Source organism: Burkholderia sp. BE17, assembly GCF_009362305.1.
In the GTDB taxonomy this organism is placed as follows: Bacteria; Pseudomonadota; Gammaproteobacteria; order Burkholderiales; family Burkholderiaceae; genus Burkholderia; species Burkholderia pyrrocinia_C.
The window spans coordinates 59770-84811 of sequence record NZ_WHNU01000033.1 but is presented as its reverse complement, the minus strand read 5'-3'; the positions used below and the strand labels follow the sequence as shown (position 1 = coordinate 84811).

Sequence of the window (25042 nt, the reverse complement as noted above, 5' to 3'; positions counted from 1 at the left end):
GCAGCTGTCGGAAACGAAAAACGCCGGCCCGAGGGCCGGCGTTTTTTTCATGCGTGTTGCCGATGCACGCGCCGATCGCGCGCGCATCGGTATCGCATCACGCAGCCGCATTCGCATTCGTCGCGCGACGGCGATACGCCCAGACCATCAGCGCGATGCCCGCGAGGATCATCGGCAGCGACAGCCACTGCCCCATCGACAGGCCGAGCGCCAGCAGGCCGAGGAAATCGTCGGGCTCGCGTGCGAACTCGACCGTGAAGCGCGCGAGGCCGTAGCCGATCAGGAACAGCGCGGACGCAGCGCCCATCGGCCGCGACTTGCGCGAGAAGAAGAACAGCGCGAAGAACAGCACGATGCCTTCGAGCACGATTTCATAGAGCTGCGAAGGATGGCGCGGCAGCATCTGATACTGCATGAACACGTCGGCGAGATGCCACTTCTCGACGAGCTCCGGATGTTTCGGCAGCCATGCCGCATCGTCGCGCATCGCGCCCGGGAACAGCATCGCCCACGGCGCCGTCGGGTCGGTCACGCGGCCCCACAGCTCGCCGTTGATGAAGTTGCCGAGCCGCCCGGCCGCGAGCCCCGTCGGCACCATCGGCGCGACGAAATCGGTGACCTGCAGCCAGTGGCGCTTGCGCTGCCACGCGAACAGCATCATCGCGAGCGTCACGCCGAGGAAGCCGCCGTGAAACGACATGCCGCCTTCCCACACCTTGAACACGTCGAGCGGATGCGAGAAGTAGAAATCGGCCTTGTAGAACAGCACGTAGCCAAGCCGGCCGCCGAGCACGGTGCCGAGCACGCCGTAGAACATCATGTCGTCGATGTCCTTCGCGGTCCAGCCCTGCGCCGCGACGTGCGGCAGCTTCAGGCGGATCCGGCCGACGACGATCGCCGCGATGAAGCCGACGAGATACATGAGGCCGTACCAGCGCACGGCCAGCGGCCCGAGATGGATCGCAACGGGGTCGAAATTCGGGTGAATGATCATGGGTTAGCGAAGAAGTTTTCGAATGCGGTACGGCCATCGCGAACGCGCAGCACCGCGCATTGGACGGCACCGGCGCTCCATCGTTCACGTCACGCGGCGAAGCCCTGCGCGCGCACGACGTCGATGAAGCCGGCCAGCACGGGACTCACGTCGCCCGTGCGCCACACGAGGCCTGTCTCGACGACCGGCGCATGACCCGCGAGCGGCCGGTAGACCACGCCGGTGCGCCGCAGGTTACGCATCGATTGCGGCACCAGTGCGACGCCCATGCCGGCCGACACGAGGCTGACGATCGTCTGCATCTGGATCGCCTCCTGGCCGATGCGTGGAGTTTCCCCCGCCGCGCCGTAGCAGCCCGTAATGATGTCATAAAAGCCGGGCGCCAAACGACGCGGAAAGATCACGAGCGGCAATGCGGCGACCTCGGCGAGATGCACGGGTTCGTCCTCGGGCGCGTCGGACGCTGCGGCCGGCGATCCGGAGGTCGGCATCGCGACCACCAGCGGCTCGCGCACGACGGGCAGGTACGACAGCCCGGCCGCGTGACGCGGCGGCACCGGCGGAATGACGAGCCCTGCGTCGATGCGACCGGCGACGAGTTCGTCGATCTGCACGTCGCTCGTCGCCTCCGCGAGCTGCAGGCGCACCTGCGGATAGCGCGCGCCGAACGCGCGCAGCAGCGACGGCAGCAGCCCGTAATCGGCGGTCGACACGAACGCGAGCGACAGCGAGCCGGCCTCGCCGCGCGCGAGCCGCCGCGCGAGCGGCGGCAGCGCATCGGCCGACGCAAGCAGCCGGCGCACGTCGGGCAACAGCGCCGCGCCGACCGCGGTCAGCGCCACCGACCGCTTGGTGCGCACGAACAGCGCGACGCCGAGCGCATCCTCAAGCGCCCGGATCGCCTGCGACAGCGGCGGCTGCGTCATCGACAGGCGTTCGGCCGCGCGGCCGAAATGGCGCTCGTCGGCAACGGCCACGAAATAGCGCCACTGGCGCAGGTCGGGTGTCGGATCGGCCATGTGTTACTCATTCGAAAAACGACTTAATAAGCGACAAATAATATATTGGACATCCCAATCCGGAAACTCCATGCTTGTTTCATCCGAACCGGCACGCCGCTCACGGGCGTCGCCCAGACAACGATGGAGTCCCCCATGTCGTACAACCGTCGCTCGAAGCACATCACGCAAGGCGTGGCCCGTTCGCCGAATCGTTCGATGTATTACGCACTCGGCTACCAGAAGGACGATTTCGACAAGCCGATGGTCGGCATCGCGAACGGCCATTCGACGATCACGCCGTGCAACTCCGGCCTGCAGCGCCTGTCCGATGCGGCCGTCGAGGCCGTGAAGGCGTCCGGCGCGAACCCGCAGATCTTCGGCACACCGACGATTTCGGACGGCATGTCGATGGGCACCGAGGGCATGAAGTACTCGCTCGTGTCGCGCGAGGTGATCGCCGACTGCATCGAGACCTGCGTGCAGGGGCAGTGGATGGACGGCGTGGTGGTGGTCGGCGGCTGCGACAAGAACATGCCGGGCGGCATGATCGCACTCGCGCGCCTGAACGTGCCGGGCATCTACGTGTACGGCGGCACGATCCGCCCCGGCCACTGGAAGGGCCGCGACCTGACGATCGTGTCGTCGTTCGAGGCCGTCGGCGAATTCACCGCGGGCCGGATGTCGCAGGAGGATTTCGAAGGCGTCGAGCAGAACGCGTGCCCGACGTCGGGTTCGTGCGGCGGCATGTACACCGCGAACACGATGAGTTCGTCGTTCGAGGCGCTCGGGATGTCGCTGCTGTACTCGTCGACGATGGCGAACCCCGACCAGGAGAAGGTCGATTCGGCCGCCGAATCGGCGCGCGTGCTCGTCGAAGCCGTGAAGCGCGACCTGAAGCCGCGCGACATCATCACGAAGGCGTCGATCGAGAACGCGGTGTCGGTGATCATGGCGACGGGCGGCTCGACCAACGCGGTGCTGCACTATCTCGCGATCGCGCACGCGGCCGAGATCGACTGGACGATCGACGACTTCGAGCGCATCCGCAAGCGCGTGCCCGTGATCTGCGACCTGAAGCCGTCGGGCCGGTACGTCGCGACCGACTTGCACCAGGCCGGCGGGATTCCGCAGGTGCTGAAGATCCTGCTCGATGCGGGGCTGCTGCGCGGGGACTGCATGACGATCACCGGCCGCACGATCGCCGACGAACTGAAGGACGTGCCGAGCGTGCCGCGCGCCGACCAGGACGTGATCTTCCCGATCGACCGCGCGCTGTACAAGGAAGGCCACCTGGCGATCCTGAAGGGCAATCTCGCGGAAGACGGCGCGGTCGCGAAGATCACCGGCCTGAAGAACCCGGTGATCACGGGCCCGGCACGCGTGTTCGACGACGAGCAAAGCGCGATGGATGCGATCCTCGGCGACCGGATCCGCGCCGGCGACATACTCGTGCTGCGCTACCTTGGCCCGCAGGGCGGCCCCGGCATGCCGGAAATGCTCGCGCCGACGTCCGCGATCATCGGCAAGGGGCTCGGCGAATCGGTCGGCTTCATCACGGACGGCCGCTTCTCGGGCGGCACCTGGGGCATGGTGGTCGGCCACGTCGCGCCCGAGGCGTTCGTCGGCGGCACGATCGCGCTCGTGCAGGAAGGCGACTCGATCACGATCGACGCGCACCGGCTGCTGCTGGAGCTGAACGTCGACGAAACCGAACTCGCGCGCCGTCGCGCCGCGTGGAAACAGCCGGCGCCGCGCTACACGCGCGGCGTGCTCGCGAAATTCGCGGCCCTCGCCCGGCCGGCGAACCAGGGCGCCGTCACGGGTTGACGCGATATCGCCGCAGCATGCGACCCCAATGGAAACGGCCGCCGGGCGAACGCGCAAAACGTGCGTTCCCTTTGCTTTTATAATGCGCGGACCATGAAGCCGGCCGTCCCCGCCGGTGGAGAACCGCATGAAACAGACGATATTGCGCGCGCTGCTCGTGACGCTGCTGACCGGCAGCGCAGCGGTCGCGCGCGCCGAACAGGCCGACGGGTTCGCGCTCGCGCAGCGCAAGAACTGCATGGCCTGCCACGCGGTCAGCAAGCCGCTGATGGGCCCGTCGTTCCACGACATCGCCGGCAAGTATGCGGCGCGCGGCGACGCCGTCGATTACCTTGCCCAATCGATCGTGAAAGGCAGCGTCGGCGTATGGAGCGGCGTGCCGATGCCCGCCAATACGCAACTGACGAGCGGCGAAGCCCGCACACTCGCGCAATGGGTGCTGTCGCTGCGTTGAACCGGCTGCCCCGAAGGGCATGACCGTTATGCCGGGCGCCGCCCGCCGACAGGCGGACTTGCCCCTCGCCGGCAGCTTCGCCGGCGCTTACTGGAACCGCCCCCTCTTTTCCATAGCCGGAACGGCCGGGCGTTCAGCCCGAATGACCGGCGCGGCGGCGCGCGATCTCTTCGTCGACCGCGTCGCGGACCCAGTCCATGACCTCGGTTTCCAGCGTCAGCGCCACCTCGCGCGTGATCTGGCCGACCAGCCAGGCCGAATGCTCATGCAGCGCGTCGCGACAGCGGGCCTCGATGGCCTCGCGCCCTGCTCCGGTCAGATAGCTCGTCAGCCGATTGCGCAGGCGCTCGGCGATATGCTGCGCATCTTCCGGCGTCAACCCGACGGCTGCCTGCACATCAGGCTGCGGCACCGCGGCCGGCACGACCGCCTCCGGCATGACCGCTTCAGACGCTTGCCCCACCGCATCACGCGCCACTGCAGCGAACGCTTGCTGCGACGCATCGTCGTCGGCCAGTGACGACTGGAGCGGCGCATTCATGGCCGCTGCGTGCTCGGCGACCACATGCTCCGCGGCGCCCGGCTCGGCCGGCGCGTCGGTCTCGCCTATCGCCGCCGCAGCAGCCGTCGCCACGTCGCCCGGCAGCTCGACCGCCGGCACGTGCGGCGTCGGCACGGGTTCGATCACGACGAATTCGGGGTCGCCCCCGGCTTTCGTGGAATCGCCCGGCGCGATCACGTCGGTCAGCACCGGAATCGCCGCGCCGGCGTGCGGCTGCGGCGCGTCGGGCGCGGGCGAACGCGCCGGCGCCGGCTTGCCCGGCACCAGCACGTCGGTCAGCGTCGGGATCGAGGATGAATCGGCTTGTGTCACGGGAACACTCCGTCGACGGTTGCGGCTAGCTGCCCTGCTTGTAGTTGTTCAGCGCGTATCCGCGATCGCGGTAGAAGCGATAGCGGTCGCGGCCCGCGGCCAGCTCGTCCGGCGCATTGCCGACCACTTCGAGCAGACGCTCGAAGCGGGCGAACTGCGCGGGCACGGTCGCGCCGAGGTTCAGCAGCACGTGATGATGCGGCGCCTTGTCGAGATCGGCGGCCAGCACGATCGGCGTGCCGGCCGCATGCTCGCTATCGACGCCGCAATGCGGAATGAAATCGAGCGGCGAGAACGTCCAGAGCCGCTCGTCGAGCGCGCGCAGACGCGCGGGCTCGGCGAGCACGACGACCGGCTGCCCGGCCTGGTAGGCCTTGCGCAGCAGCCGGCACGCGTACGCGAGCGAATCGCCGACGTTCGAGTGGAAATCGATCCGCGTCATTGGCCGCGCACCCGCATCGTCGTCAGCACCGCCATCACTGGCCGGCGCGGTCGATCAGGAACTGCGCGAGCAACGGCACCGGACGGCCCGTCGCACCCTTCGCGGCGCCACTCTTCCACGCGGTGCCCGCGATGTCGAGGTGAGCCCACGGATAGTTCTCGGTGAAGCGCGACAGGAAGCACGCGGCCGTCACGCTGCCGGCCGGACGTCCGCCGATGTTCGCGAGATCCGCGAAGTTCGACTTCAACTGATCCTGGTACTCGTCGTCGAGCGGCAGGCGCCATGCCGGGTCGCCCGCCTCACGCGACGCGTCGAGCAGTTCGCCCGCGAGCGCGTCGTCCTTCGAGAACAGGCCGCTGTTGTGATGGCCGAGCGCGATGATGCACGCGCCCGTCAGCGTCGCGACGTCGATCACCGCGGCCGGCTTGAAGCGCTCCGCATACGTGAGCGCGTCGCACAGGATCAGGCGGCCTTCGGCGTCGGTGTTCAGCACCTCGATCGTCAGGCCCTTCATGCTCGTGACGATGTCGCCCGGCTTCGTCGCGTTGCCGCCCGGCATGTTCTCGCAGGTCGGCACGATCGCGACGACGTTGATCTTCAGGCCCATCTCGGCGACCGCGCGCATCGTGCCGAGCACGGAACCGGCGCCACACATGTCGTACTTCATCTCGTCCATGCCCTCGCCCGGCTTCAGCGAGATGCCGCCCGTGTCGAACGTGATGCCCTTGCCGACCAGCACGACCGGCGCGGCCTTCGCGGCGGCGCCCTGGTAGTGCAGCACGATGAACTGCGGCGGCTCGACCGACGCGCGCGCGACCGACAGGAACGAGCCCATCTTCAGCGCCTGGATCTGCTTGAGCCCGAGCACTTCGGCCTTCAGGCCCCAATCCTTCGCGAGCTTCTTCGCGGTGTTGCCGAGATAGGTCGGCGTGCAGACGTTGCCGGGCAGGTTGCCGAGGTCACGGGTGAGATCCATCCCGTTCGCGAGCGCAACGGCCTGCTTGACCGCGACCTTCGCGGCCTTTTCATCCGACGGATCGACGCTGAACACGACACGCTTGAGCGTGTGCGACGCCGGTTCCGGCTTGCTCTTCATCTGCGTGAAGCGGTAGGTCTCGTTGCGCAGCGCGAGAATCGCCGCGCGCACGCCCCAGTCGGAGCTGCGCTCGTCGACCGGCAGTTGCGCGAGCGTGAACGTGACCTGGACGACCTTGGTCGCCAGCAGCGCGCGCCAGGCGGCCGTGGCCGCGTCGTTATAGGCTTTCTGATTGAAAGCATCCTGCTTGCCGAGGCCGACGAGCAGCACGCGCGACGCGCCGATGCCCGACACTTCGTGCAGGAACAGCGTCTTGCCGCGCTTGCCGTCCATGTCGCCGGCCTTCACCACGCGCGAAATCAGTCCCTTGGTGGCCGTGTCGATGTCGAGCGCCGCGCCTGAAAGCGTCTGCGCCTCGAAGATGCCCAGCACGATGCAGTCGGACTTCCCGGTCAGGAACCCCTTGGCCTCGCCTTTGCTCCAATCACAGCCTTTTATGCTAAAGTCCATCGCGCTTGTCCTCGGATAAAATCTGGGCTAAGGATGAAAGCCGCAATTATCCGCTATTTTTCCCGTGGCGGCGCGAGCGCTCCACCACGCGTGCGCAGCCTCCCGCCCTCTTCTCATCAAGAATGATCTTCGAACGCTCCCTCCAGCGCGAGCTTGCGTATACGGCTGGCGCCGTGTTCATGGTGCTGCTCACGATCATGCTCACGACGATGATGATCCGCATCGTCGGTTACGCCGCGTCCGGTGAAATCGACCCGCGGGACGTGCTCGTGCTGATCGGCCTGACCGTGATCGGCTATCTCGCCGTGATGCTCGTCGTCACGCTGTTCGTGTCGATCCTGTTCGTGCTGACCCGGTGGTACCGGGACTCCGAAATGGTGGTGTGGCTCGCGTCGGGCGTGAGCCTCACGCGCCTCATCAAGCCGATCGGCGTGTTCGCCACGCCGATCATCCTGCTGATCGCGTTCTTCGCGTTCGTCGGCTGGCCGTGGTCGAACCAGCAGAGCAAGATGATCAAGGCACGCTTCCAGCAGCGCGACGAGATCTCGCTGCTCGCGCCGGGCCAGTTCCGCGAGTCGGCCTCGAACCATCGCGTGTTCTTCATCGAGAAGATGACGCCCGACCAGAGCAAGGTGCAGAACGTGTTCGTGACGTCGACCGAGAACGGCAAGGTCAACGTCGTCGTGTCGCAGACGGGCCATACGGAAACCTCGAAGGACGGCGACCGTTTCGTCGTCCTGGAAGACGGCCGCCGCTACGACGGCACGCCCGGCCAGCCGAACTTCAAGATCATGGAGTTCGAGCGCTACGGCGTGAAGATCACGAGCAAGCCGGTCGTGAACGTGCAGACCACCAACAGCACGCCGACGCCCGAGCTGCTGCGCAACCCGACGCGCGACAACCTCGCGGAATTCGCGTGGCGCGCGGGGCTGCCGCTGATCGCGCTCAACCTGATGGTGCTCGGCATCCCGCTCGCGTACCAGAACCCGCGCCGCAGCCGCACGATCAACCTCGTGATGGCCGTGCTGATCTACCTCACCTACTCGAACCTGCTGAACGTCGTGCAGGCCCAGATCGAGCAGGGCAAGATGTCGTTCGGCGTCGGCCTGGTCGGCCTGCACGCGCTCGTCGCGGCGCTCGTCGCCGTCATCTTCTGGTTGCGCGTGCGCAATCGTCCGCTGTTTACACGCGCGCTGTTCGGCCGCTCGGGAGCATGATCGATGCGGCTCTATGAAAAGTACTTCGCGCGACAGATCTACGTCACGTTCGTCTTCATCCTGTTCGCGTTCTCGGGCCTGTTCTTCTTCTTCGACCTGATCAGCGAACTGAACTCTGTCGGGCACGGCAACTACAAGTTCGGCTACGCGGTGATGCGCGTCGCGCTGCAGACGCCGTCGCGCTTCTACGAGATCATCCCGGTCGCCGCGCTGATCAGCGCGATCTACGTGTTCGCGCAAATGGCCGCGAATTCGGAATTCACGATCTTCCGCGTGTCGGGCCTCGCGACCAACCAGGCGCTGCGCTCGCTGCTGAAGATCGGCGTGCCGCTCGTGATCGTCACCTACCTGATCGGCGAATTCGTCGGCCCGTACGCCGACCAGTTGTCCGAACGCGTGCGGCTGCAGGCGCTCGGCGCGTCGGTGTCGTCGAACTTCCAGTCGGGCGTGTGGGTGAAGGACACGCTCGCGGCCCGCGAGAACGGCGAACAGGTCACCCGCTTCGTCAACGTCGGCAGCCTGTCGCCCGACTCGACGATCAGCAACGTGCGCATCTACGAGTTCGACTCGAAATTCCAGTTGCAGAACGTGCGGATCGCGCAGACGGGCCGCTACGAGCCGCCCGGCCACTGGCTGCTGACGGGCGTCACCGAAACGGAGCTCACGCCGATCAAGCCGATCAGCGGCCAGCCCGCCGACGCGCTGAACCCCGTCTACCGGTCGCAGCAGGTGTCGCTGCCCGAATACCGGCTGCGTTCGGACCTGACGCCGCAGATCCTGTCGGTGCTGCTCGTGTCGCCGGAGCGCATGTCGATCATCAACCTGTTCCGCTACATCCAGCACTTGCGCGAAAACCAGCAGGACACGCAGCGCTACGACATCGCGCTGTGGCGCAAGCTGCTGTATCCGTTCGCGGTGTTCGTGATGCTCGTGCTGTCGCTGCCGTTCGCATACCTGCACACGCGCGCAGGCGTGGTCGGCGTGAAGGTGTTCGGCGGCATCATGCTCGGCATGAGCTTCCAGCTGCTCAATACGCTGTTCTCGCACATCGGCACGCTCAACACGTGGCCCGCGCCGCTCACTGCCGCGACGCCGGGCCTGATCTATCTCGCGCTCGGCCTGTTCGCGCTAAAGTGGGTCGACCGGCACTGAGCGCCGCATCACGACGGAGACTTCGACATGAGCTCGCATGGCATCGTCCTGTTCGGCCACGGCGCCCGCGATCCGCGCTGGGCCGAGCCGTTCGAGCGGCTCGCCGCGCGGCTGCGCGGCGCCGGCTCCCCTGCGTCGCACGTGTCGCTCGCATTCCTCGAACTGATGACGCCGTCACTCGGTGAAGCCGTGGCCGCGCAAGTCGCGGCCGGCTGCGCGCGCATCACCGTGATACCCGTGTTCTTCGGCCAGGGCGGCCATATCCGCCGCGACCTGCCGCAGCTCGTCGATGCATGCCGCGCCGCGCATCCGGGCGTCGAGATCCGCTGCGCGACGGCTGTCGGCGAAGACGACGGCGTGCTCGACGCGATCGCGCGCTATTGCATCGACCGGATCGGCGACGACGCGTAAGCGCAACGGCGGCTCGAAATAAAAAAGCGCTGGCAGAAGCCAGCGCTTTTTTCGTTTCGGACTACGACCGGATTCCGCTCAGGCCGCATCCCGCAGCGGATCGCCCGCTTTCGCGTGCCGTGCGCGCTCGGCGAACGCGTCGCCGATCATCAGCAGGCTCGGTTCCGCGGGATCGAGCCACGCCTGCGCGTCGCCCGCCGCCATCTGCGCGAGCGTCAGCGTCAGCGAGCGCTCGCGCGCGGTGCTGCACGCCTCGACGATCGCCACGGGCGTCGCCGGCGCACGGCCGGCATCGATCAGCTCCTGCGCGATGCCGGGTGCGCTGTCGCGGCCCATGTAGTAGACGATCGAATCGGCGCGCGCGGCTTCGCGAATCTCGTCGCTGCCCGGCGCGCGGCTGTGCGTCGCGAACGCGACGCTGCGCGACACGCCGCGCAACGTCAGCGAACGCTTCAGCGTCGCCGCGCCGGCCAGCGCCGCGGTGATGCCCGGCACGACCTCGTAGTCGATGCAGGCCTCGTCGAGCGCGCGCATTTCCTCTTCCGCGCGACCGAACAGCATCGGGTCGCCGCCCTTCAGGCGCACGACGCACGCATGCTCGCGCGCCGCATCGACGATCTGCTTGTTGATGAAGTGCTGCGCGGTCGAGCGCTGCCCGCAGCGCTTGCCGACCGCGATCTTGCGCGCGTTCGGCGCGTAGTCGAGCATCGCGGGCTCGACGAGCGCATCGTGCAGCACGACGTCGGCCTGCGCCAGCAGCCGCGCGCCGCGCACCGTGATGAGGTCCGCCGCGCCCGGCCCTGCTCCGATCAGATACACCTTGCCCATGTTTGTCGCTTCGCTTGTCCTGCGGCCCGCGCCGCCGCGTGGCGGCACGGATCGCCGGGTTTGCCTATTACGCCGAAAACGCCCGGATCATGCCGGCGGCGACCGTGTGGTGCGTCGCCTCGTCGATCAGCACGAACGCGCCCGTGCCCGGATGCGCGTCGTACGTGTCGCAGACGATCGGCTTCTGCAGCGTCAGCGCGACGCGGCCGATGTCGTTCATCTTCAGTTCGTGACGGTCGATCGCATGCGACAGCGTATGCACGTCGAGCACCTGCTTGACCGCGCCGATCTTCGCGAACACCGTGCTCGTGGTCTGCTTCAGCAGGTACTTGCGCTGCTGCGACAGCGGCGCTTCGTCGAACCAGCACAGGTCGGCCTCGAGCTTCTTGGCCGGCTCGACCGGCTCGACGGTCGTGACGAACATGTCGCCGCGCGACACATCGACATCCTGTTCGAGACGGATCGTCACCGTCTGGCCCGCGAACGCTTGCGCGACTGACGCGGTGCCGCCCGGCACCGGCGCGACGATCTCGGCGACCGTCGCGGTGCGGTTCGACGGCAGCACGACGATCTCGTCGCCGACCTTCACTTCACCCGACTCGACACGGCCCATGTAGCCGCGGAAATCGTCGGCCGAGCTGCCGTCCTGGCGTGCGACCCACTGCACCGGGAAGCGCAGCGCGTCATGCGCCTGCGTCTCCACCGGCAGCGCCTCGAGCACGTCGAGCAGCGGCTCGCCCGCATACCACGGCATGCGCTCGCTCGCGCCGACGATGTTGTCGCCCTTCAGCGCAGACACCGGCACGAAGCGCACGTCGTCGAGGCCGAGCTGCTTCGCGAGCGCGACGTACGCGTCGCGGATCTCGTTGAAGCGCGCCTCGCTGTAGTCGACGAGGTCCATCTTGTTGATCGCGACGATCACGTGCTGCAGCGCGAGCAGCTTGACGATCGCGCTGTGGCGTTTCGTTTGCGGCAGCAGTTCGGCAACGCCGTTCTCGACCGTCACGCGCGTCGCGTCGATCAGGATGATCGCCGCGTGCGCGGTCGACGCGCCCGTCACCATGTTGCGCGTGTACTGCTCGTGACCCGGCGTATCGGCGATGATGAACTTGCGCTTCGCGGTCGCGAAGTAGCGGTATGCGACGTCGATCGTGATGCCCTGCTCACGCTCGGCTTCCAGGCCGTCGGTCAGCAGCGCGAGGTCGAGCTCGTCGCCCACCGTGCGCTTGTTCTTCGCACGCGACAGCGCGGACAGCTGGTCGGACAGCACGGCCTTGCTGTCGTACAGCAAGCGGCCGATCAGCGTGCTCTTGCCGTCGTCGACGCTGCCTGCGGTGATGAAGCGCAGCACGCCGAGGTCTTCGTGATTTTCGATGATGCTCATGATGTGAATGTCCTCGTGTGCTTCAGAAATAACCTTGCTTCTTGCGCTGTTCCATCGCGGCTTCGGAGGTCTGGTCGTCCATCCGCGTCGCGCCGCGTTCGGTGATCTCGGTCACCGCCGTCTCGGCGATGATCTTCTCGACGTCGTCCGCGTCGCTCTCGACCGGGCACGTGCAGCTGATGTCGCCGACCGTGCGGAAGCGCACCTGGGCGACTTCGCTCGTCTCGCCGTCGCGCATCGGCGTGAGCGGCGTGACGGGCACGAGCAGGCCGTTGCGGCGCACGATCTCGCGCTGGTGCGCGTAGTAGATCGACGGCAGCTCGAGGTTCTCGCGCGCAATGTACTGCCACACGTCGAGCTCGGTCCAGTTCGAGATCGGGAACACGCGCAGGTGCTCGCCTTTATGCAGCCGTGCGTTGAAGAGGCTCCACAACTCAGGGCGCTGCGCCTTCGGATCCCACTGGCCGAATTCGTCGCGGAACGAGAAGATGCGCTCCTTCGCCCGCGCCTTCTCTTCGTCGCGGCGCGCGCCGCCGATCAGCGCGGTGTAGCCGTGCTGCTCGATCGTTTCGAGCAGCGTGACGGCCTGCGCGGCGTTGCGCGAATCGGTTTCGCGGCGCAGCACGACCGTGCCGCGCTTGATCGAATCCTCGACGTGGCCGACCACCAGTTCGGCGCCCAGCTCTTGCGCACGGCGATCGCGGAAGTCGATCACTTCCTCGTAGTTGTGGCCCGTGTCGATATGCACGAGCGGGAACGGCAGCGTCGTCTTGCGGTTCGCGCCGAGGCCGAATGCCTTCAGCGCGAGGTGCAGCACGACGACCGAGTCCTTGCCGCCCGAGAACAACAGCGCCGGCTTGCTGCATTCGGCAACGAGTTCGCGCAGGATGTGGATCGACTCGGCTTCGAGCCAGTCGAGGTGGCCCATGCGGTTGTCGGCGCCGGTGGGCGCGGCAAAGGCGGATTGCTCGAGCGTCGTGCTCATGATTTCAGTCCTTCTTTTCTGGGTTCGTGCCGCCCGCTGTCGCAGGCGGCGCAATATTCAGTTTCTGGTGACGCTTTCAGTGCGCGGCGCCGGCTTCGGCACTCGCGGGAATCGGCGTGATCGTGATGTGCAGCCCGCACTCCTTCGTGTCGCGCGATTCCCACCACCAGCGGCCCGCGCGGCTGTCCTCGCCGGGGCGGATCGCGCGCGTGCACGGCTCGCAGCCGATGCTCGGGTAGCCGCGCGCATGCAGCGGGTTCACCGGCACGTCAAACGCGCCGAGGTACGCCCACACATCGGCTTCCGTCCAGTCGGCGAGCGGGTTGTACTTCGCGATCCCGCGCGCTTCGTCCTGTTCTTCCTCGTGCAGCTCCGCGCGCGTGACCGACTGCTCGCGACGCTGGCCCGTGACCCACGCGCCGACATCGGCCAGCGCACGGTTCAGCGGCTCGACCTTGCGAATGTGGCAGCACGACTTGCGCAGCTCGACGCTCTCGTAGAACGCGTTCAGGCCGTGCTCGGCGACGTACTGGTCGACCGCGTCCTGCCGCGGGTGGAACTGCTCGATCTCGTAGCCGTAGCGCTCGCGCACGCGGTCGATCATGCCGAGCGTTTCCGCATGCAGGCGGCCCGTATTCAGCGAGAAGATGCCGATCGACACGCCCTTCGACAGGATCGCGTGCGTGAGCAGCATGTCTTCCGCGGCGAGGCTGCTCGCGAACTTCACCTTCTCGTGACGTGCGCCGATCTGCGCGAGCAGCGCGTCGAGGCGCTCGACCTTCGCGGCGAGTTCCGGCGTCAGCGCGGTAGCGGTCGCGGTGCTCATGCGCCCACCTTGGCGTCGGCCGCGGCGGCGCGGCGGCGGAACAGCGGCGCCGGCTCGTCGAACGCACCCTGGTAACGCTGCGTGAATTCCGTGAACGCATTCAGCGCATCGCTGATGTCCTTGTCGGCGCGCACCGCGAATGCGTCGAAGCCGCAACGCGACATGTACAGCAACTGGTCGCGCAGCACGTCGCCGATCGCGCGCAGCTCGCCCGTCCAGCCGTAACGCTCGCGCAACAGGCGCGCGATGCTGTAGCCGCGGCCGTCCGCGAAGCGCGGGAAGTCGACGGCAATCAGCGAAATCGCGCCGAAATCGGCCACGAGATCGGCCGGCTCGCTGTCCGGCGCGAGCCACACGCCGAGTTCGTCCTTCGTCTTCGCGGCGACGAGCGCCGCGCGCTCGGCCTGCCACAACGCGAACGGCACCAGCACCTTGCCGGCCGGCAACGCGTCGACCGCGGGCAGCGCACCGTCTTCCGCCGCGCGCACGACCTGCCATGCATCGTCGATCACTGCGCGGTTCTTGATAATCGAAGCCATCTGCAAATTCCTTCTACCCGGTTGGTTACGCGTTCACTGCCTGGCGCGCCGCATACACGCGCTCCTTGAACGGCGCGATGCCGATGCGGTCGTACGTGTCGACGAAGCGCTCACCGTCGATGCGTGCTTCGACGAACGTGTCGATCAGCTTCGCGATCACGCCCGGCACTTCTTCCGCCGAGAACGACGGCCCGATCACGCGGCCGAGGCGCGCGCCGTTCTGGCCCGTGCCCTGCTCGCCGCCGAGCGACACCTGGTACCACTCGGCGCCGTCCTTGTCGACGCCGAGGATGCCGATGTTGCCGACGTGGTGATGGCCGCACGAGTTCATGCAACCGGAAATGTTCAGCGACAGGTCGCCGAGGTCGTACACGTAGTCGAGATCGTCGAAGCGCTGCTGGATCGCCAGCGCGATCGGGATCGACTTCGCGTTCGCGAGCGAGCAGAAATCGCCGCCCGGGCACGCGATGATGTCGGTCAGCAGGCCGATGTTCGGCGTCGCGAAACCGGCCGCCTTCGCCTTTTCCCACACCGCGAACAGGTCGCGCTTCTTCACGTTCGCGAGAATCAGGTTCTGCTCGTGCGACACGCGCAGTTCGCCGAACGAGTAAGCGTCGGCCCAGTCGGCAACCAGCTCCATCTGCCGGTCGGTCGCGTCGCCCGGCGCCACGCGGTGATCCTTCAGCGACAGCGTGACGGCCGCGTAGCCGGACACCTTGTGCGGCGCGACGTTGCGCTCGACCCAGCGCGCGAACGCCTTGTTCTCGAGCAGGTGCTGTTCGAATGATGCGTCGGTGTCGGCCAGCTTTTCGTAGACCGGCGGCTTGAAGTACTGCGACACACGGTCGAGTTCGGCCTGCGTGAGCGTCGACGGGCCGTCCTTCAGGTGCTGCCACTCTTCCTCGACCTGCTGCGCGAACTTCGCGGGCGACAGCGCCTTCACGAGGATCTTGATACGCGCCTTGTACAGGTTGTCACGGCGGCCGAAGCGGTTATACACACGCAGCACGGCTTCGCAGTAGGTGAGCAGGTGCTGCCACGGCAGGTCTTCCTTGATCACCGCGCCAATGATCGGCGTACGGCCGAGGCCGCCGCCCGCGAGGATGCTCGCGACCACCTCGCCCTGCGCGTTCTTCTTCAGGTACACGCCGAGGTCATGGATCTGCACGGCCGCGCGGTCGTGCTTAGAGCCCGACACCGCGATCTTGAACTTGCGCGGCAGCCATGCGAATTCGGGATGGAACGTCGACCACTGACGCAGGATTTCCGACCACGGACGCGGATCGATCTCCTCGTCCTGGGCGACGCCCGCGAACTGGTCTGCCGTGATGTTGCGGATGCAGTTGCCCGAGGTCTGGATGCCGTGCATCTGCACCGACGCGAGCTTCGCGAGGATCTCGGGCGTGTCCTCGAGCTGGATCCAGTTGAACTGGATGTTCGAGCGGGTCGAGAAGTGGCCGTAGCCGCGGTCGTGTTCGCGGGCGATGCGCGCCAGCATCCGGAGCTGGTCGCTGCGCAGGTTGCCGTACGGAATCGCGATGCGGTGCATGTACGCGTGGCGCTGCATGTACAGGCCGTTCTGCAGACGCAGCGGGCGGAATTCTTCTTCGCTCAACTCGCCCGACAGGCGGCGGCGCACCTGATCGCCGTACTGCGCGACACGCTCGTCGACGATCGTCTGGTCGTATTGGTCGTACTGATACATTCGGGGACCCCAGGGGTTTTCGTGGTGACCGCGCGACGTCCTAGCCACGTCGCGCCCGAATCTCCGTTCCACCGTCACTGCCGCCGGCCATCCGCTGCCGGGTGGATTGCTAATGACGAAAACAGATATCCATATTTGAAAAACTCCGGTGAATCGTAATAAACTCGCCTTATATTTCAAACGACTAAAAAATTCTGTTGATATGCGGAAGGGTTATAAATGAACCTGCACCAATTTCGCTTCGTGCGCGAGGCCGTCCGGCAGAATTTCAACCTCACCGAGGCCGCCAAGGCGCTCTACACGTCGCAACCGGGGGTATCGAAGGCGATCATCGAGCTCGAGGACGAGCTCGGCGTGGAGATCTTCACGCGGCACGGCAAGCGCGTGCGCTCGCTCACCGAGCCGGGCAGGATCATCCTCGCGTCGGTCGAGCGGATCCTGCAGGAGGTTGAAAGCCTTAAAAGGGTCGGGAAGGATTACGCCGCGCAGGACCAGGGCAACCTGACCATCGCGGCCACCCACACGCAGGCCCGCTACTCGCTGCCGGCCGCGATCGCCGAATTCAAGAAGCGCTTCCCGAAGGTGCACCTGTCGATCCTGCAGGGCAGCCCGACGCAGGTGGCCGAGATGGTGATCCACGACCAGGCCGATCTCGCGATCGCGACCGAGGCGATCGCCGACTACAAGGAACTCGTGTCGCTGCCGTGCTTCCAGTGGCATCACGCAGCCGTCGTGCCGGCCGATCACCCGCTGCTCGAACGCAAGCCGCCGTCGCTGGACGATCTCGCGCAATATCCGCTGATCACCTATGACGATGCGTTCGCGGGCCGCAAGAAGATCAACCAGGCGTTCGCGCTGCGCGGGCTGTCGCCGGACATCGTCCTCGAGGCAATCGACGCCGACGTGATCAAGACCTATGTGGAGCTCGGCCTCGGCGTCGGCATCATGGCCGATATCGCGTTCAATCCCGAGCGTGACCGCAACCTGCGCCTGATCCCGGTCGGCCACCTGTTCGGCAGCAACGTGACGCGCGTCGCGCTCAAGCAGGGCGCCTACCTGCGCAGCTATGTGTATACGCTCGTCGAACTGCTGTCACCGACGCTGAACCGCAAGCTGATCGAGCAGGCGCTCAAGGGCGAATCCGAATCGTACGAGTTGTAAGCGCCCCCGGAACTGTCGCTCCGCGTTAGCTCCCCGAGGGGCTCATCCCCCGAGGGGACTTCCTTCGGGGCGGAAAACCTGGGGCGGCCCTGCGTTTTCTTGAAATCGGCGTGTATAAATACAGGGGCACATATCGCGCCCCTTTTTGCTGTCCGACGGAGACTCCCGCATGACGCTTTCCGCCCTGTTGCGCCGCGCCGCCGGCGCCGCCCTCGTGATGGCCTGCACGGCCGCGCAGGCCGACCTGAAGGTCGGCGTCGACCTGTCGTCGACCGGTCCGGCCGCCGCAATCGGCATCACGAGCAAGAACGCAATGCTGATGTGGCCGAAGACGATTGCCGGACAGCCGGTGCAGGTGACGGTGCTCGACGACGCGTCCGACCCGGGCATCGCGGTACGCAACATCCGCAAGCTGGTCGACGAGGATCACGTCGACGTCGTGGTCGGGCCGAACATCACGCCGGCCGCGCTCGCGGCGCTCGACGCGGTGGCCGCCGGGCAAACGCCGATGATCACGCTGGTCGGCTCGGGCGCGATCGTCGAGCCGCAGGAAGGCGCGCGCACCTGGGCGTTCAAGATGGCGCAGAGCGACCGCGCGATGGCCGACGTGATGACGCGCTACATGGCGAATCACGGCGTGAAGACGGTCGGCTTCATCGGCTTCGCGGACAGTTACGGCGACAGCTGGCTGAACGAGTTCACGCGCTTCGCCGACCTGCGCAAGATCCGCGTCGTCGCGACCGAGCGCTTCAACCGCACCGACGCGAGCGTCACGGGCCAGGCGCTGAAGCTGATCGCAGCGAAGCCCGACGCGATCCTGATCGCCGGCTCGGGCACGCCGGCCGTGCTGCCGCAGCGCACGCTGATCGAGCGTGGCTACCAGGGCGCGATCTACCAGACGCACGGGATCGCGACGCCGGAATTCATCAAGCTCGGCGGCAAGGACGTCGACGGGACGCTGTTCCCGACCCAGCCGGTCGTAGTCGCGCGCACGCTGCCGGCCGACCATCCGGCCCGCAAGGCCGCGCTCGCGTTCGTCGATGCGTACGAGGCGAAGTACGGCGCAGGCACGGTCACGCAGTTCGCGGGCGACGCGGCGGGCGTCTACCCGCGCCTCGCCGACGCGGTCGGCCGCGCACTGAAGACCGCGCAGCCCGGCACGCCGGCATTCCGCGCGGCACTGCGCCGCGAGCTCGAACGCGCGCACGAGCTCGTCGTACCGAACGGTGTCGTCAACACCAGCGACAAGGATCATGTCGGGCTCGACCAGCGCGCGAGCGTGATGGGAATCGTGAAGCAGGGCCGGTTCGTCTACCTGAGCCAGTGACGTGCGCGCTAGATGCCGGGCAGCTTGCCCGGCATCCGGATTTACGCCATAATTCGCGTTTCGCCGCGCACAATCGCATGCGCGGCCAGAATCAAGCCCAGGTGGTGAAATTGGTAGACGCAGGGGACTCAAAATCCCCCGCCGCAAGGCGTGCCGGTTCGATTCCGGCCCTGGGCACCATGACATAGTTCCGGGAAGTTCCCGGAAGTCCCAAAACCCGCGACAGCACAAGGCTTCGCGGGTTTTTTCATTCCGGCAAAGTGCCGTGTGGTGCGTAGACAGCCGGGGCAAGCGGGGGCAACATTGGGGGCAACCCACCCGAAATTGCCTTACCCGTCAGGAGTTGCCCCCGTGCCATTAACAGATACAGCCATCCGGAACGCCAAGCCAGCCGACAAGCCCGTGCGCCTGTTCGACGGAGGCGGCCTCTATCTAGAAATCGCCCCGAGCGGGGGCAAGTGGTGGCGCCTCAAATACCGATTTGGGGGCAAGGAAAAGCGCTACTCGCTCGGCGTCTACCCGGAAGTTACCTTGGCGACCGCACGGAAGAAGCGCGACGAAGCCCGTGAAAAGCTCGCTGCCGGCATCGATCCGGGTGAAGCGAAGAAGGCGGAAAAAAGAGCCAGCCTGCTCGCAGCCGCCCATTCGTTTGAGGTTGTCGCTCGCGGCTGGATGGACGAGCGCAAGACGATTGTGGAGCCAGCGCAGCATGACAAGACGCTCGCCCGCATGGAGAACGATGTATTCCCATGGCTCGGCAAGCGCCCTATCGCTGAAATCGACGCCCCGGAGATACTGGTTGTACTGAAGCGCGTAGACGGGCGCGGAGCGAGATTTACCTCCCATCGCATCCGCAGCGAGATAAGCCGGGTATTCCGCTACGGCATCAAAGAGGGGCACTGCAAGACCGATCCAGCCCGAGATTTGGTAGATGCCATTCCGCCCGCCCAGACAACGCACTTTGCCTCGATCACCGAGCCCGAGAAAGTCGCCGAGATGCTTCGCGCGTTCGACGGCTTCACAGGTACATTCCCAGTTCTCTGCGCGCTCAGACTAGCCCCGATGCTGTTCGTCCGCCCAGGCGAATTACGCAAGGCGCAGTGGTCACAATTCGAGCTCGACAAGGGCGAGTGGCGCTATTTCGTCAACAAAACGAAAACGGATCACCTTGTTCCGCTGGCCACACAGGCGGTTGCGATTTTGCGCGAGCTTCACGCCCTGACTGGCGAAGGCGTCTACGTGTTCCCCGGTGCTCGCGACCGAAATCGGCCGATGAGCGAGGCCGCTATCAATGCAGCCCTTCGTCGGCTTGGCTACGACACTCGCACCGAGATTACCGGTCACGGCTTCCGGGCAATGGCACGGACGATCCTGCATGAAGAGTTGGAGGAAAAGCCGGAAGTGATCGAGCACCAACTAGCGCATACCGTCCCTGACAGCCTTGGGCGGGCGTACAACCGAACAAAATTCATCAAGGCCCGACGTTCGATGATGCAACAGTGGGCGGACTACCTCGACAAGCTCAAAGCCGGAGCGGAAATCATCCCGATCGCGGCGGCAAGATAGACCCATGCTTCGACGTGTATGACCCCCTTGCCGCGCACCTCCCACCGATTTTTCACAGTTGGCACCGCACTGCCGGTCCCCTGCATGTCGGTATGAATATGACCCCCCTTGGCGTGTCGGGGGTAGAGAAAATACGCGGGTGTGAGCCCCCGCGTCTTTGCCCTAGACGCAGGGTCCCCCGCTTTTCGGCCGCCCTGACACTTGCGACCGGCGTAACAATCCCCGAGCGGGGCGCATCGTGGACACCCCCCTTGAAAACACGCCTCTGATGCCCGTCAAATCCCGGAGAACCGCGCCCCGTCTAGCTTCGCGGTTGACGCAGGCGGTCACCGCCTGTCCGCTCACTGCAAAACGAGTTGGAGAGTTGGAGATAAACGCCTGAATCGGCCGCAAAGCCTTGTGGGGTAAGGCTTCGTGTGTCTCCAAACGATTTGGAGAACGCTGGAGATACTGGAGATAAACCAGCCCGGATTGTTACGGCTGCTGCAAGATTCGCGGCAACCGCCCGCCCAGTTCCGTCTGGGGCGTATCGCCCAAAGTGACTTTGCCGCGCGGGCCAAAAATGCCGCGCAAAGGGACGCCCGCCACCGCCCTCCCGGACGGCGGCGGATCTCAGATTTCGAGTGAGAAGATGGACGGCAGGACGCGATAGACCATGAGTCTCTTTGTCATGCCGGGGATATGCTCTTGCCGATACGGACGCCCGTCGCTGCGCGGCATCAGCACGCCACGCTTCATCAAAGCTTTCTCGACGATCCTATGATCGTAGCCGGCGCATACTTCCTTGCGAAACACGGTTGACTCGATCAGGTATTCCGTCTCGACACTCTCCGCATCTTCGGCGCTCATCTTGTCGCCGAACTCCGCGTAATACGCTTGATCCGACTCAATGGCGATGCTGCTCTTGTCGTGCTTCACCAGTCGTTTCCAGCCCGCACGGTGCGGCGCGTTCGGCCGATGGTCGTCCTGTGCCCGGTTCATCCACACGAAACGGTTGTCGCCGTGTGCGACGAGGAAGTGCAGCACCTGTCGCACCGCATCCGCTTCGTCCGAATTGCCGGTGCCACCGCGCAGTTCGAGCCAGCCTTCGAAGCATTGACGCGCGGCCTCGACTGCTTCGCCCTGCGGCCAGCCGGTCAGCCCGTGCGCCGTCGCCAGCTCGCCGGCCACCGCGACGAGGCAGAACCGCTTGGCGACGCGCGCGACCTGCGAATGCGAGCCGTCCGGCACCCATTGCCCGACCAGCTCATCGACGCGCTGGCGAAGATGCTCGGCCAGCTCGCCGGCCTGCGATGACGCCCACTCGATGAACGCGGGGCCGGCCGTGCCGTAGTGCATGCCGGCCTGCCGCTCTAGATGCTCGATCAGCGCGGCCGGCGTCGGGAAGCCGTGCAGCTTTTCCACGACACCCATTTCGCCCACCTCGGCCGGGATCGCGGGCAAGCGCACCTCGATACCGCCTTTCATGGGCTTGTTGCCCTCGGCCATCAATGCGGACACGCTCTTTTCGCCGTTCGACAGGAACAGCAGCCGCCACGTGAGCACGGGCTTGGCCGAGCCGCTACGCGACGCGCGGGCCTTGCCCGACTCGTTCGCGAGCATGTAAATCACATCGCCGACCAAGCGCGGCTCAACCTGCCCGATTTCGTCGAGGATCAGCAGCGCGTCGCTATGCTGCGTGGCCACGGCTTCGAGCGCGTTGTCGGTCGCCTTCCAGCTCCGCACGTAGTCCGGCGAGCCGAACACGGACGCGGCGATGACGCCGCCCGTCGACTTGCCCTTGGACGTCGTGCCGAGCAGGTGGAAGCCGCCTGACTGGAGTCCGGAGAAGTGCAGCAACGGACCAGCGAAGGCGGTAGCGACGCAAAACAGCAGGCGGCTATTGCCGACGCAGTAGGCGGCAACCTCGCGTCGCCAGTCGTCCAGCGTGCCGCGCTCCTTGAACTGGCTCTGAATCGGCGTATCGGCCTGATAGATCAGCGCCTCTTTGCCGGTACCGATCACGCGATCGGGCAGCACGAACGCGCCGTGATGCCAGCCGACGCGAGGCACGCAGCGCACGCGCTCGTCCGGCTGCGCCATCTGCACATAGTTCGCGATCTGCGTGCGGGCAATCTGCGTCACACCAAGCTTCACGCCCATATCGAGCAGCATGCGCCGCAGCTCCGTGCCATCGCCGGCAAAGAGGCCGGCCGGCACCGCCCACCGCTTCAGGATGCCGTCGCGATCCGTGAATTCGAGCAGGTAGCCCCACTCGCTATTCATCTCGTTTCGCGTCTCCGCAATCACGTCGATTCGCGTGCTGACCCAATGCGGCGGCAGCGGGTCGCCCTGATTGTTGAAGCCGTGAAACCACACGCCCTTGTCGTCGACGACGAACCGTGACTTGCCGTCCTGCGCGCGGGCCGTTTTCGGGCGCTTGGCGGGCTTCATGGCGAGCGGTGAAGCCTTGCCCTTGCCGGCATCCGCCGAACCGGCCGGCGCGAGCGCAGCGCGGACGGCAGCGGCCACCGCATCCGGGCCGATGTGCACAGCCAGGTCGTTGAAGTCCGTGCCGGCCGCCGGGCGGTTCGGACCGAAGTCGGGCACGGCCACGATGCCGGCGACCGCCTCGGCCGCCGCGCGGGCCTTCGTCACGCCCGGATTGCCCTTCGTCGTGTGATCGTCATCGGCGCACACGACGATGCGTGCGTCCGGATACTGGCCGCGCAGCGTCGTCGCCACGGCGTGCAGGTTGCCGGCGTCGAAAGCGACGGCGGCCGGATAGCCCGTCGCGGCCGCGAGCGTCGCGCATGTGGCGTAACCCTCGCCAATCAGCAGCGTAGATGACACCGGCCCGCCGATCAGCGAGAAGCAGCCCGCCTTGCGGCCGTTCGGCAGATAGCGTTTCTGGCCGTCCGTGAGGACGAACTCTAGCGTCCACAGCTTGCCGTCCGCGTCACGGGCCGGAATGACGAGCGCGCCGTCGCAAGCGGCCGTGCCGATACACAAGCCGCCACGATAGACGCGCAGCGCGTCAACCGGAATTGACTTGCGAACGAGATACGGATGATCGGCCGGCGCAGGCTCGGCCGCCGACCAGATCGATTCAGCGAGCGCAGACGCGGCTTGCTGTTTCTCGATCTGCTCGGCCAGCTCGGCCGCCTCGCGGGCCGCGCGCTCGGCTTTCTGCCGCTCGCGCTCTGCTGGATCGACGGGTTTGGCTCGATGCGCGCGCGGATCGAAGCCGCCTTGTTTGGCGACGTGGAACAGCGTCTTGATGGTGATCTTGCCGCCCTTGAACGACTTCCACACATCGCGCGTGTCTTTGGCGTTGTAGTTTTGCGCGCCTTGGCTCCATTCGTTCCAGAGGGCGAAGCCCTCTTCGCCGAACTCGGCCTTGAGCGCCATCCCGACCTGACTCCACGTATCGCGGTCGTCGGGTGCGATATATCCGAGCGCAACTCTCGCCCGCTCGAATTCGGACATAGGTGCGTGACTCATAGGTTCCCACTGGACGCGCGCCGGCCGACTCTCCGATTAGTAGTCCATATCGGGCAAGCAGCGATCCGACGCGCGAAGAATTGAATGATGCGACGATGGCTCGCGCGGGAGCGTTAGCCGGCCGCGCGAGGCACCGACAGAACCGCCCCGCCGGCCGTGACGTCGTTGCTGTAGACGTAGCGGCCGAGCCGCGACTCGCCAAGGGCGTCGTTGGCGGCCTCCAGTGCCGCACCGATCGACGGCAGGGACGCGCGGAACAGGCTCAACACCAGCCAGTAGTCGTCGTCGGACATGGCTTTGTGCGCCGCCCATTGCAGGCTGTCCAGCAGCTCCATCGCGTCACTGATCCGCGTGCCGATGCGATTGCCGTCCGGCCGGTTCACTTCGGCCACGAAGTGCGACGCGAGCGGTTGCATGGTTCTCTTGTTCGTCTTTGCCATGGTTCCCCTCAGTGCGTCGTGCGCGGTTCGCGCGTAACGAGGCCGAGCGCGGCGAACAGGTGCTGTTGCACGCGCCCCATCAGGCCGGCCGCGAATGCTTGCCGGCTAACTGCGACGCGGTGCGCGTCGACCTCGCCCGCCTCCTGCATGGCCGTCTCCAGCCCGCGCATGAACGCAGCGGCCTGATGTGCCGCATAGTCGTGCAGGCGCACGTTACCCTTCAGGTCGAGCCATGCATCGGCACAGATCGCCCCCAGGTCGACCGCGAATTGCAGTTCGATTGGTGCGCCCGTATCGAGCGGCGGTGCATTGTCGAATCCGTCGACAACGGCGGTGCGGATGCGTTGCTCAGACATGGTTCACCTCCGGCTTCGACAGGCGACGCATGCTGGCCGAGTACTGGCTCGCCACGTCGCGGCCCATTTCGACCAGCGAACGCTCGTAGGTGAACTCGTCAAGATGCTGACGAATGGCGTCGAACAAGGCTTCGAGATTGGCGAACTGATCGGCCGCGCATGCGGCGATCATGGAGGCTTCTTGCAACAAACCCTGATTAGCCATGCCGCGCCTCTGCACGGACGAGCGCCGCGATGGCGGCCAGTGCTGCGCCGGTTGCGTCGAGTGCGGACTGATATGTGTCGGCGGTTGCCGCGTCGCGCAAGGCGCAACGGATGATCGACTGGATGACTTGAGATTGCCCGGTATGGGCGTGCGTGGACTGGCGCATGGTGCGACCTCTTCGGTTGACGTTGAGGCCCGCATCCCGGTTCCAAACGGGGGTGGGCGGGCACATTGGCAGGGTTGGAACACCGGCAACCGAAGAAACCGGCACGGCCAAAGCCGTCCCTACCAAGGCCCGCCCATAGAAAAAGGCGCGCGA

Annotated in this window: 24 protein-coding genes and 1 tRNA gene; 9 read left to right on the top strand and 16 right to left on the bottom strand. The window is 66.2% G+C overall.

From position 1 onward, the window contains the following. Nucleotides 1–97: 97 nt before the first annotated feature. Both lgt and GD429_RS26225 read right to left on the bottom strand, forming a co-directional pair. Nucleotides 98–994: a prolipoprotein diacylglyceryl transferase gene (gene lgt, locus GD429_RS26230; protein ID WP_152861203.1), complete on the bottom strand. Its 897-nt coding sequence runs from the start codon at nucleotides 992–994 to the stop codon at nucleotides 98–100. 89 nt (nucleotides 995–1083) lie between these two features. Then, nucleotides 1084–2013 (bottom strand): LysR substrate-binding domain-containing protein, encoded by a 930-nt coding sequence (locus GD429_RS26225; protein ID WP_152861201.1) that lies wholly within the window; start codon nucleotides 2011–2013, stop codon nucleotides 1084–1086. Nucleotides 2014–2148: 135 nt separating this feature from the next. Here GD429_RS26225 and ilvD point away from each other — a divergent pair, with 135 nt between their 5' ends. Together ilvD and GD429_RS26215 are read left to right on the top strand one after the other, a co-directional pair. Next, entirely contained in the window at nucleotides 2149–3822 is a 1674-nt protein-coding gene (ilvD, locus tag GD429_RS26220; RefSeq protein ID WP_152861199.1) for a dihydroxy-acid dehydratase, read from the top strand. Nucleotides 3823–3949: 127 nt separating this feature from the next. After that, on the top strand, nucleotides 3950–4276 hold the full coding sequence (locus tag GD429_RS26215) for a c-type cytochrome (RefSeq protein WP_152861197.1): 327 nt from the start codon (nucleotides 3950–3952) through the stop codon (nucleotides 4274–4276). 133 nt (nucleotides 4277–4409) lie between these two features. Here GD429_RS26215 and GD429_RS26210 read toward each other — a convergent pair whose 3' ends face one another. Genes GD429_RS26210 through GD429_RS26200 form a run of 3 tightly spaced genes read right to left on the bottom strand, consistent with a single transcriptional unit; the run spans nucleotide 4410 to nucleotide 7138 of the window. Continuing rightward, a complete protein-coding gene (locus GD429_RS26210) occupies nucleotides 4410–5150 on the bottom strand; it encodes a DUF2486 family protein (RefSeq protein ID WP_321574878.1) in 741 nt (246 codons plus the stop codon). 25 nt (nucleotides 5151–5175) lie between these two features. Continuing rightward, the gene (locus tag GD429_RS26205) at nucleotides 5176–5592 is read right to left on the bottom strand and encodes a DNA polymerase III subunit chi (protein ID WP_034178777.1); all 417 of its coding nucleotides are present in this window, start codon (nucleotides 5590–5592) and stop codon (nucleotides 5176–5178) included. A gap of 34 nt (nucleotides 5593–5626) precedes the next feature. After that, a complete protein-coding gene (locus GD429_RS26200) occupies nucleotides 5627–7138 on the bottom strand; it encodes a leucyl aminopeptidase (RefSeq protein ID WP_034178778.1) in 1512 nt (503 codons plus the stop codon). Between the two features lie 122 nt (nucleotides 7139–7260). On the opposite strand from GD429_RS26200, the gene lptF reads away from it, so the two are divergent. The 3 genes from lptF to GD429_RS26185 are packed head-to-tail and all read left to right on the top strand — an operon-like array spanning nucleotide 7261 to nucleotide 9918. Then, nucleotides 7261–8355, top strand: coding sequence for an LPS export ABC transporter permease LptF (gene lptF / locus GD429_RS26195; RefSeq protein WP_152861196.1), 1095 nt, complete (start codon nucleotides 7261–7263; stop codon nucleotides 8353–8355). Nucleotides 8356–8358: 3 nt separating this feature from the next. Then, the gene (lptG, locus tag GD429_RS26190) at nucleotides 8359–9507 is read left to right on the top strand and encodes an LPS export ABC transporter permease LptG (protein ID WP_072443567.1); all 1149 of its coding nucleotides are present in this window, start codon (nucleotides 8359–8361) and stop codon (nucleotides 9505–9507) included. Between the two features lie 27 nt (nucleotides 9508–9534). After that, nucleotides 9535–9918 (top strand): sirohydrochlorin chelatase, encoded by a 384-nt coding sequence (locus GD429_RS26185; RefSeq protein ID WP_152861194.1) that lies wholly within the window; start codon nucleotides 9535–9537, stop codon nucleotides 9916–9918. 78 nt (nucleotides 9919–9996) lie between these two features. On the opposite strand, the gene cobA is transcribed toward GD429_RS26185, so the two are convergent. The 6 genes from cobA to GD429_RS26155 form a co-directional block, all read right to left on the bottom strand. Continuing rightward, the gene (cobA, locus tag GD429_RS26180) at nucleotides 9997–10746 is read right to left on the bottom strand and encodes a uroporphyrinogen-III C-methyltransferase (RefSeq protein WP_152861192.1); all 750 of its coding nucleotides are present in this window, start codon (nucleotides 10744–10746) and stop codon (nucleotides 9997–9999) included. Between the two features lie 67 nt (nucleotides 10747–10813). Next, nucleotides 10814–12130 carry a sulfate adenylyltransferase subunit 1 gene (locus tag GD429_RS26175; protein ID WP_152861190.1) on the bottom strand — a complete coding sequence of 439 codons (1317 nt, stop codon included), beginning with the start codon at nucleotides 12128–12130 and terminating at the stop codon, nucleotides 10814–10816. Between the two features lie 22 nt (nucleotides 12131–12152). After that, nucleotides 12153–13115 (bottom strand): sulfate adenylyltransferase subunit CysD, encoded by a 963-nt coding sequence (cysD, locus tag GD429_RS26170; RefSeq protein ID WP_152861188.1) that lies wholly within the window; start codon nucleotides 13113–13115, stop codon nucleotides 12153–12155. Between the two features lie 76 nt (nucleotides 13116–13191). Further along, nucleotides 13192–13941: a phosphoadenylyl-sulfate reductase gene (locus GD429_RS26165; RefSeq protein WP_152861186.1), complete on the bottom strand. Its 750-nt coding sequence runs from the start codon at nucleotides 13939–13941 to the stop codon at nucleotides 13192–13194. Continuing rightward, a complete protein-coding gene (locus GD429_RS26160) occupies nucleotides 13938–14480 on the bottom strand; it encodes a DUF934 domain-containing protein (protein ID WP_152861184.1) in 543 nt (180 codons plus the stop codon). The genes GD429_RS26165 and GD429_RS26160 overlap by 4 nt, the downstream gene beginning before the upstream one ends. A gap of 25 nt (nucleotides 14481–14505) precedes the next feature. Next, a complete protein-coding gene (locus tag GD429_RS26155) occupies nucleotides 14506–16185 on the bottom strand; it encodes a nitrite/sulfite reductase (RefSeq protein ID WP_152861182.1) in 1680 nt (559 codons plus the stop codon). Nucleotides 16186–16404: 219 nt separating this feature from the next. On the opposite strand from GD429_RS26155, the gene GD429_RS26150 reads away from it, so the two are divergent. The 4 genes from GD429_RS26150 (at nucleotide 16405) to GD429_RS26135 (ending at nucleotide 20239) form a co-directional block, all read left to right on the top strand. After that, a complete protein-coding gene (locus GD429_RS26150; protein ID WP_096471548.1) occupies nucleotides 16405–17346 on the top strand; it encodes a CysB family HTH-type transcriptional regulator in 942 nt (313 codons plus the stop codon). A gap of 169 nt (nucleotides 17347–17515) precedes the next feature. Beyond that, a complete protein-coding gene (locus tag GD429_RS26145) occupies nucleotides 17516–18673 on the top strand; it encodes an ABC transporter substrate-binding protein (RefSeq protein ID WP_152861180.1) in 1158 nt (385 codons plus the stop codon). A 95-nt stretch (nucleotides 18674–18768) separates the two neighbouring features. After that, nucleotides 18769–18853 (top strand) — tRNA-Leu (locus tag GD429_RS26140). A gap of 171 nt (nucleotides 18854–19024) precedes the next feature. Next, complete coding sequence (locus GD429_RS26135; protein ID WP_321574875.1) at nucleotides 19025–20239, top strand: tyrosine-type recombinase/integrase; 1215 nt, start codon at nucleotides 19025–19027, stop codon at nucleotides 20237–20239. Nucleotides 20240–20851: 612 nt separating this feature from the next. Here the strand turns inward: GD429_RS26135 and GD429_RS26130 are convergent. The 5 genes from GD429_RS26130 to GD429_RS26110 all read right to left on the bottom strand — a co-directional run bounded on the left by GD429_RS26130 (nucleotide 20852) and on the right by GD429_RS26110 (nucleotide 24889). Beyond that, nucleotides 20852–23707: a DUF927 domain-containing protein gene (locus tag GD429_RS26130; RefSeq protein ID WP_193727196.1), complete on the bottom strand. Its 2856-nt coding sequence runs from the start codon at nucleotides 23705–23707 to the stop codon at nucleotides 20852–20854. A gap of 128 nt (nucleotides 23708–23835) precedes the next feature. Continuing rightward, nucleotides 23836–24162, bottom strand: coding sequence for a hypothetical protein (locus GD429_RS26125; protein WP_152861176.1), 327 nt, complete (start codon nucleotides 24160–24162; stop codon nucleotides 23836–23838). Between the two features lie 8 nt (nucleotides 24163–24170). Continuing rightward, a complete protein-coding gene (locus tag GD429_RS26120) occupies nucleotides 24171–24518 on the bottom strand; it encodes a hypothetical protein (protein WP_152861174.1) in 348 nt (115 codons plus the stop codon). Then, a complete protein-coding gene (locus tag GD429_RS26115; RefSeq protein ID WP_227791750.1) occupies nucleotides 24511–24723 on the bottom strand; it encodes a hypothetical protein in 213 nt (70 codons plus the stop codon). The genes GD429_RS26120 and GD429_RS26115 overlap by 8 nt, the downstream gene beginning before the upstream one ends. After that, the gene (locus GD429_RS26110) at nucleotides 24716–24889 is read right to left on the bottom strand and encodes a hypothetical protein (protein ID WP_152861172.1); all 174 of its coding nucleotides are present in this window, start codon (nucleotides 24887–24889) and stop codon (nucleotides 24716–24718) included. Before GD429_RS26110 ends, GD429_RS26115 begins: the two co-directional genes overlap by 8 nt. Between the last annotated feature and the right edge of the window lie 153 nt (nucleotides 24890–25042).

Excerpts from the sequence above, each read along its gene's own strand:
- lptG (WP_072443567.1), top strand. The coding sequence starts at position 8,359 with ATGCGGCTCTATGAAAAGTACTTCGCGCGACAGATCTACGTCACGTTC.
- cysD (WP_152861188.1), bottom strand. The coding sequence starts at position 13,115 with ATGAGCACGACGCTCGAGCAATCCGCCTTTGCCGCGCCCACCGGCGCC.
- cobA (WP_152861192.1), bottom strand. The coding sequence starts at position 10,746 with ATGGGCAAGGTGTATCTGATCGGAGCAGGGCCGGGCGCGGCGGACCTC.
- GD429_RS26155 (WP_152861182.1), bottom strand. The coding sequence starts at position 16,185 with ATGTATCAGTACGACCAATACGACCAGACGATCGTCGACGAGCGTGTC.
- lgt (WP_152861203.1), bottom strand. The coding sequence starts at position 994 with ATGATCATTCACCCGAATTTCGACCCCGTTGCGATCCATCTCGGGCCG.
- GD429_RS26125 (WP_152861176.1), bottom strand. The coding sequence starts at position 24,162 with ATGGCAAAGACGAACAAGAGAACCATGCAACCGCTCGCGTCGCACTTC.
- GD429_RS26200 (WP_034178778.1), bottom strand. The coding sequence starts at position 7,138 with ATGGACTTTAGCATAAAAGGCTGTGATTGGAGCAAAGGCGAGGCCAAG.
- GD429_RS26175 (WP_152861190.1), bottom strand. The coding sequence starts at position 12,130 with ATGAGCATCATCGAAAATCACGAAGACCTCGGCGTGCTGCGCTTCATC.
- GD429_RS26110 (WP_152861172.1), bottom strand. The coding sequence starts at position 24,889 with ATGCGCCAGTCCACGCACGCCCATACCGGGCAATCTCAAGTCATCCAG.
- GD429_RS26145 (WP_152861180.1), top strand. The coding sequence starts at position 17,516 with ATGACGCTTTCCGCCCTGTTGCGCCGCGCCGCCGGCGCCGCCCTCGTG.
- GD429_RS26150 (WP_096471548.1), top strand. The coding sequence starts at position 16,405 with ATGAACCTGCACCAATTTCGCTTCGTGCGCGAGGCCGTCCGGCAGAAT.
- GD429_RS26165 (WP_152861186.1), bottom strand. The coding sequence starts at position 13,941 with ATGAGCACCGCGACCGCTACCGCGCTGACGCCGGAACTCGCCGCGAAG.
- GD429_RS26215 (WP_152861197.1), top strand. The coding sequence starts at position 3,950 with ATGAAACAGACGATATTGCGCGCGCTGCTCGTGACGCTGCTGACCGGC.
- GD429_RS26130 (WP_193727196.1), bottom strand. The coding sequence starts at position 23,707 with ATGTCCGAATTCGAGCGGGCGAGAGTTGCGCTCGGATATATCGCACCC.
- GD429_RS26225 (WP_152861201.1), bottom strand. The coding sequence starts at position 2,013 with ATGGCCGATCCGACACCCGACCTGCGCCAGTGGCGCTATTTCGTGGCC.
- GD429_RS26205 (WP_034178777.1), bottom strand. The coding sequence starts at position 5,592 with ATGACGCGGATCGATTTCCACTCGAACGTCGGCGATTCGCTCGCGTAC.
- GD429_RS26160 (WP_152861184.1), bottom strand. The coding sequence starts at position 14,480 with ATGGCTTCGATTATCAAGAACCGCGCAGTGATCGACGATGCATGGCAG.
- ilvD (WP_152861199.1), top strand. The coding sequence starts at position 2,149 with ATGTCGTACAACCGTCGCTCGAAGCACATCACGCAAGGCGTGGCCCGT.
- GD429_RS26115 (WP_227791750.1), bottom strand. The coding sequence starts at position 24,723 with ATGGCTAATCAGGGTTTGTTGCAAGAAGCCTCCATGATCGCCGCATGC.
- GD429_RS26120 (WP_152861174.1), bottom strand. The coding sequence starts at position 24,518 with ATGTCTGAGCAACGCATCCGCACCGCCGTTGTCGACGGATTCGACAAT.
- GD429_RS26185 (WP_152861194.1), top strand. The coding sequence starts at position 9,535 with ATGAGCTCGCATGGCATCGTCCTGTTCGGCCACGGCGCCCGCGATCCG.
- lptF (WP_152861196.1), top strand. The coding sequence starts at position 7,261 with ATGATCTTCGAACGCTCCCTCCAGCGCGAGCTTGCGTATACGGCTGGC.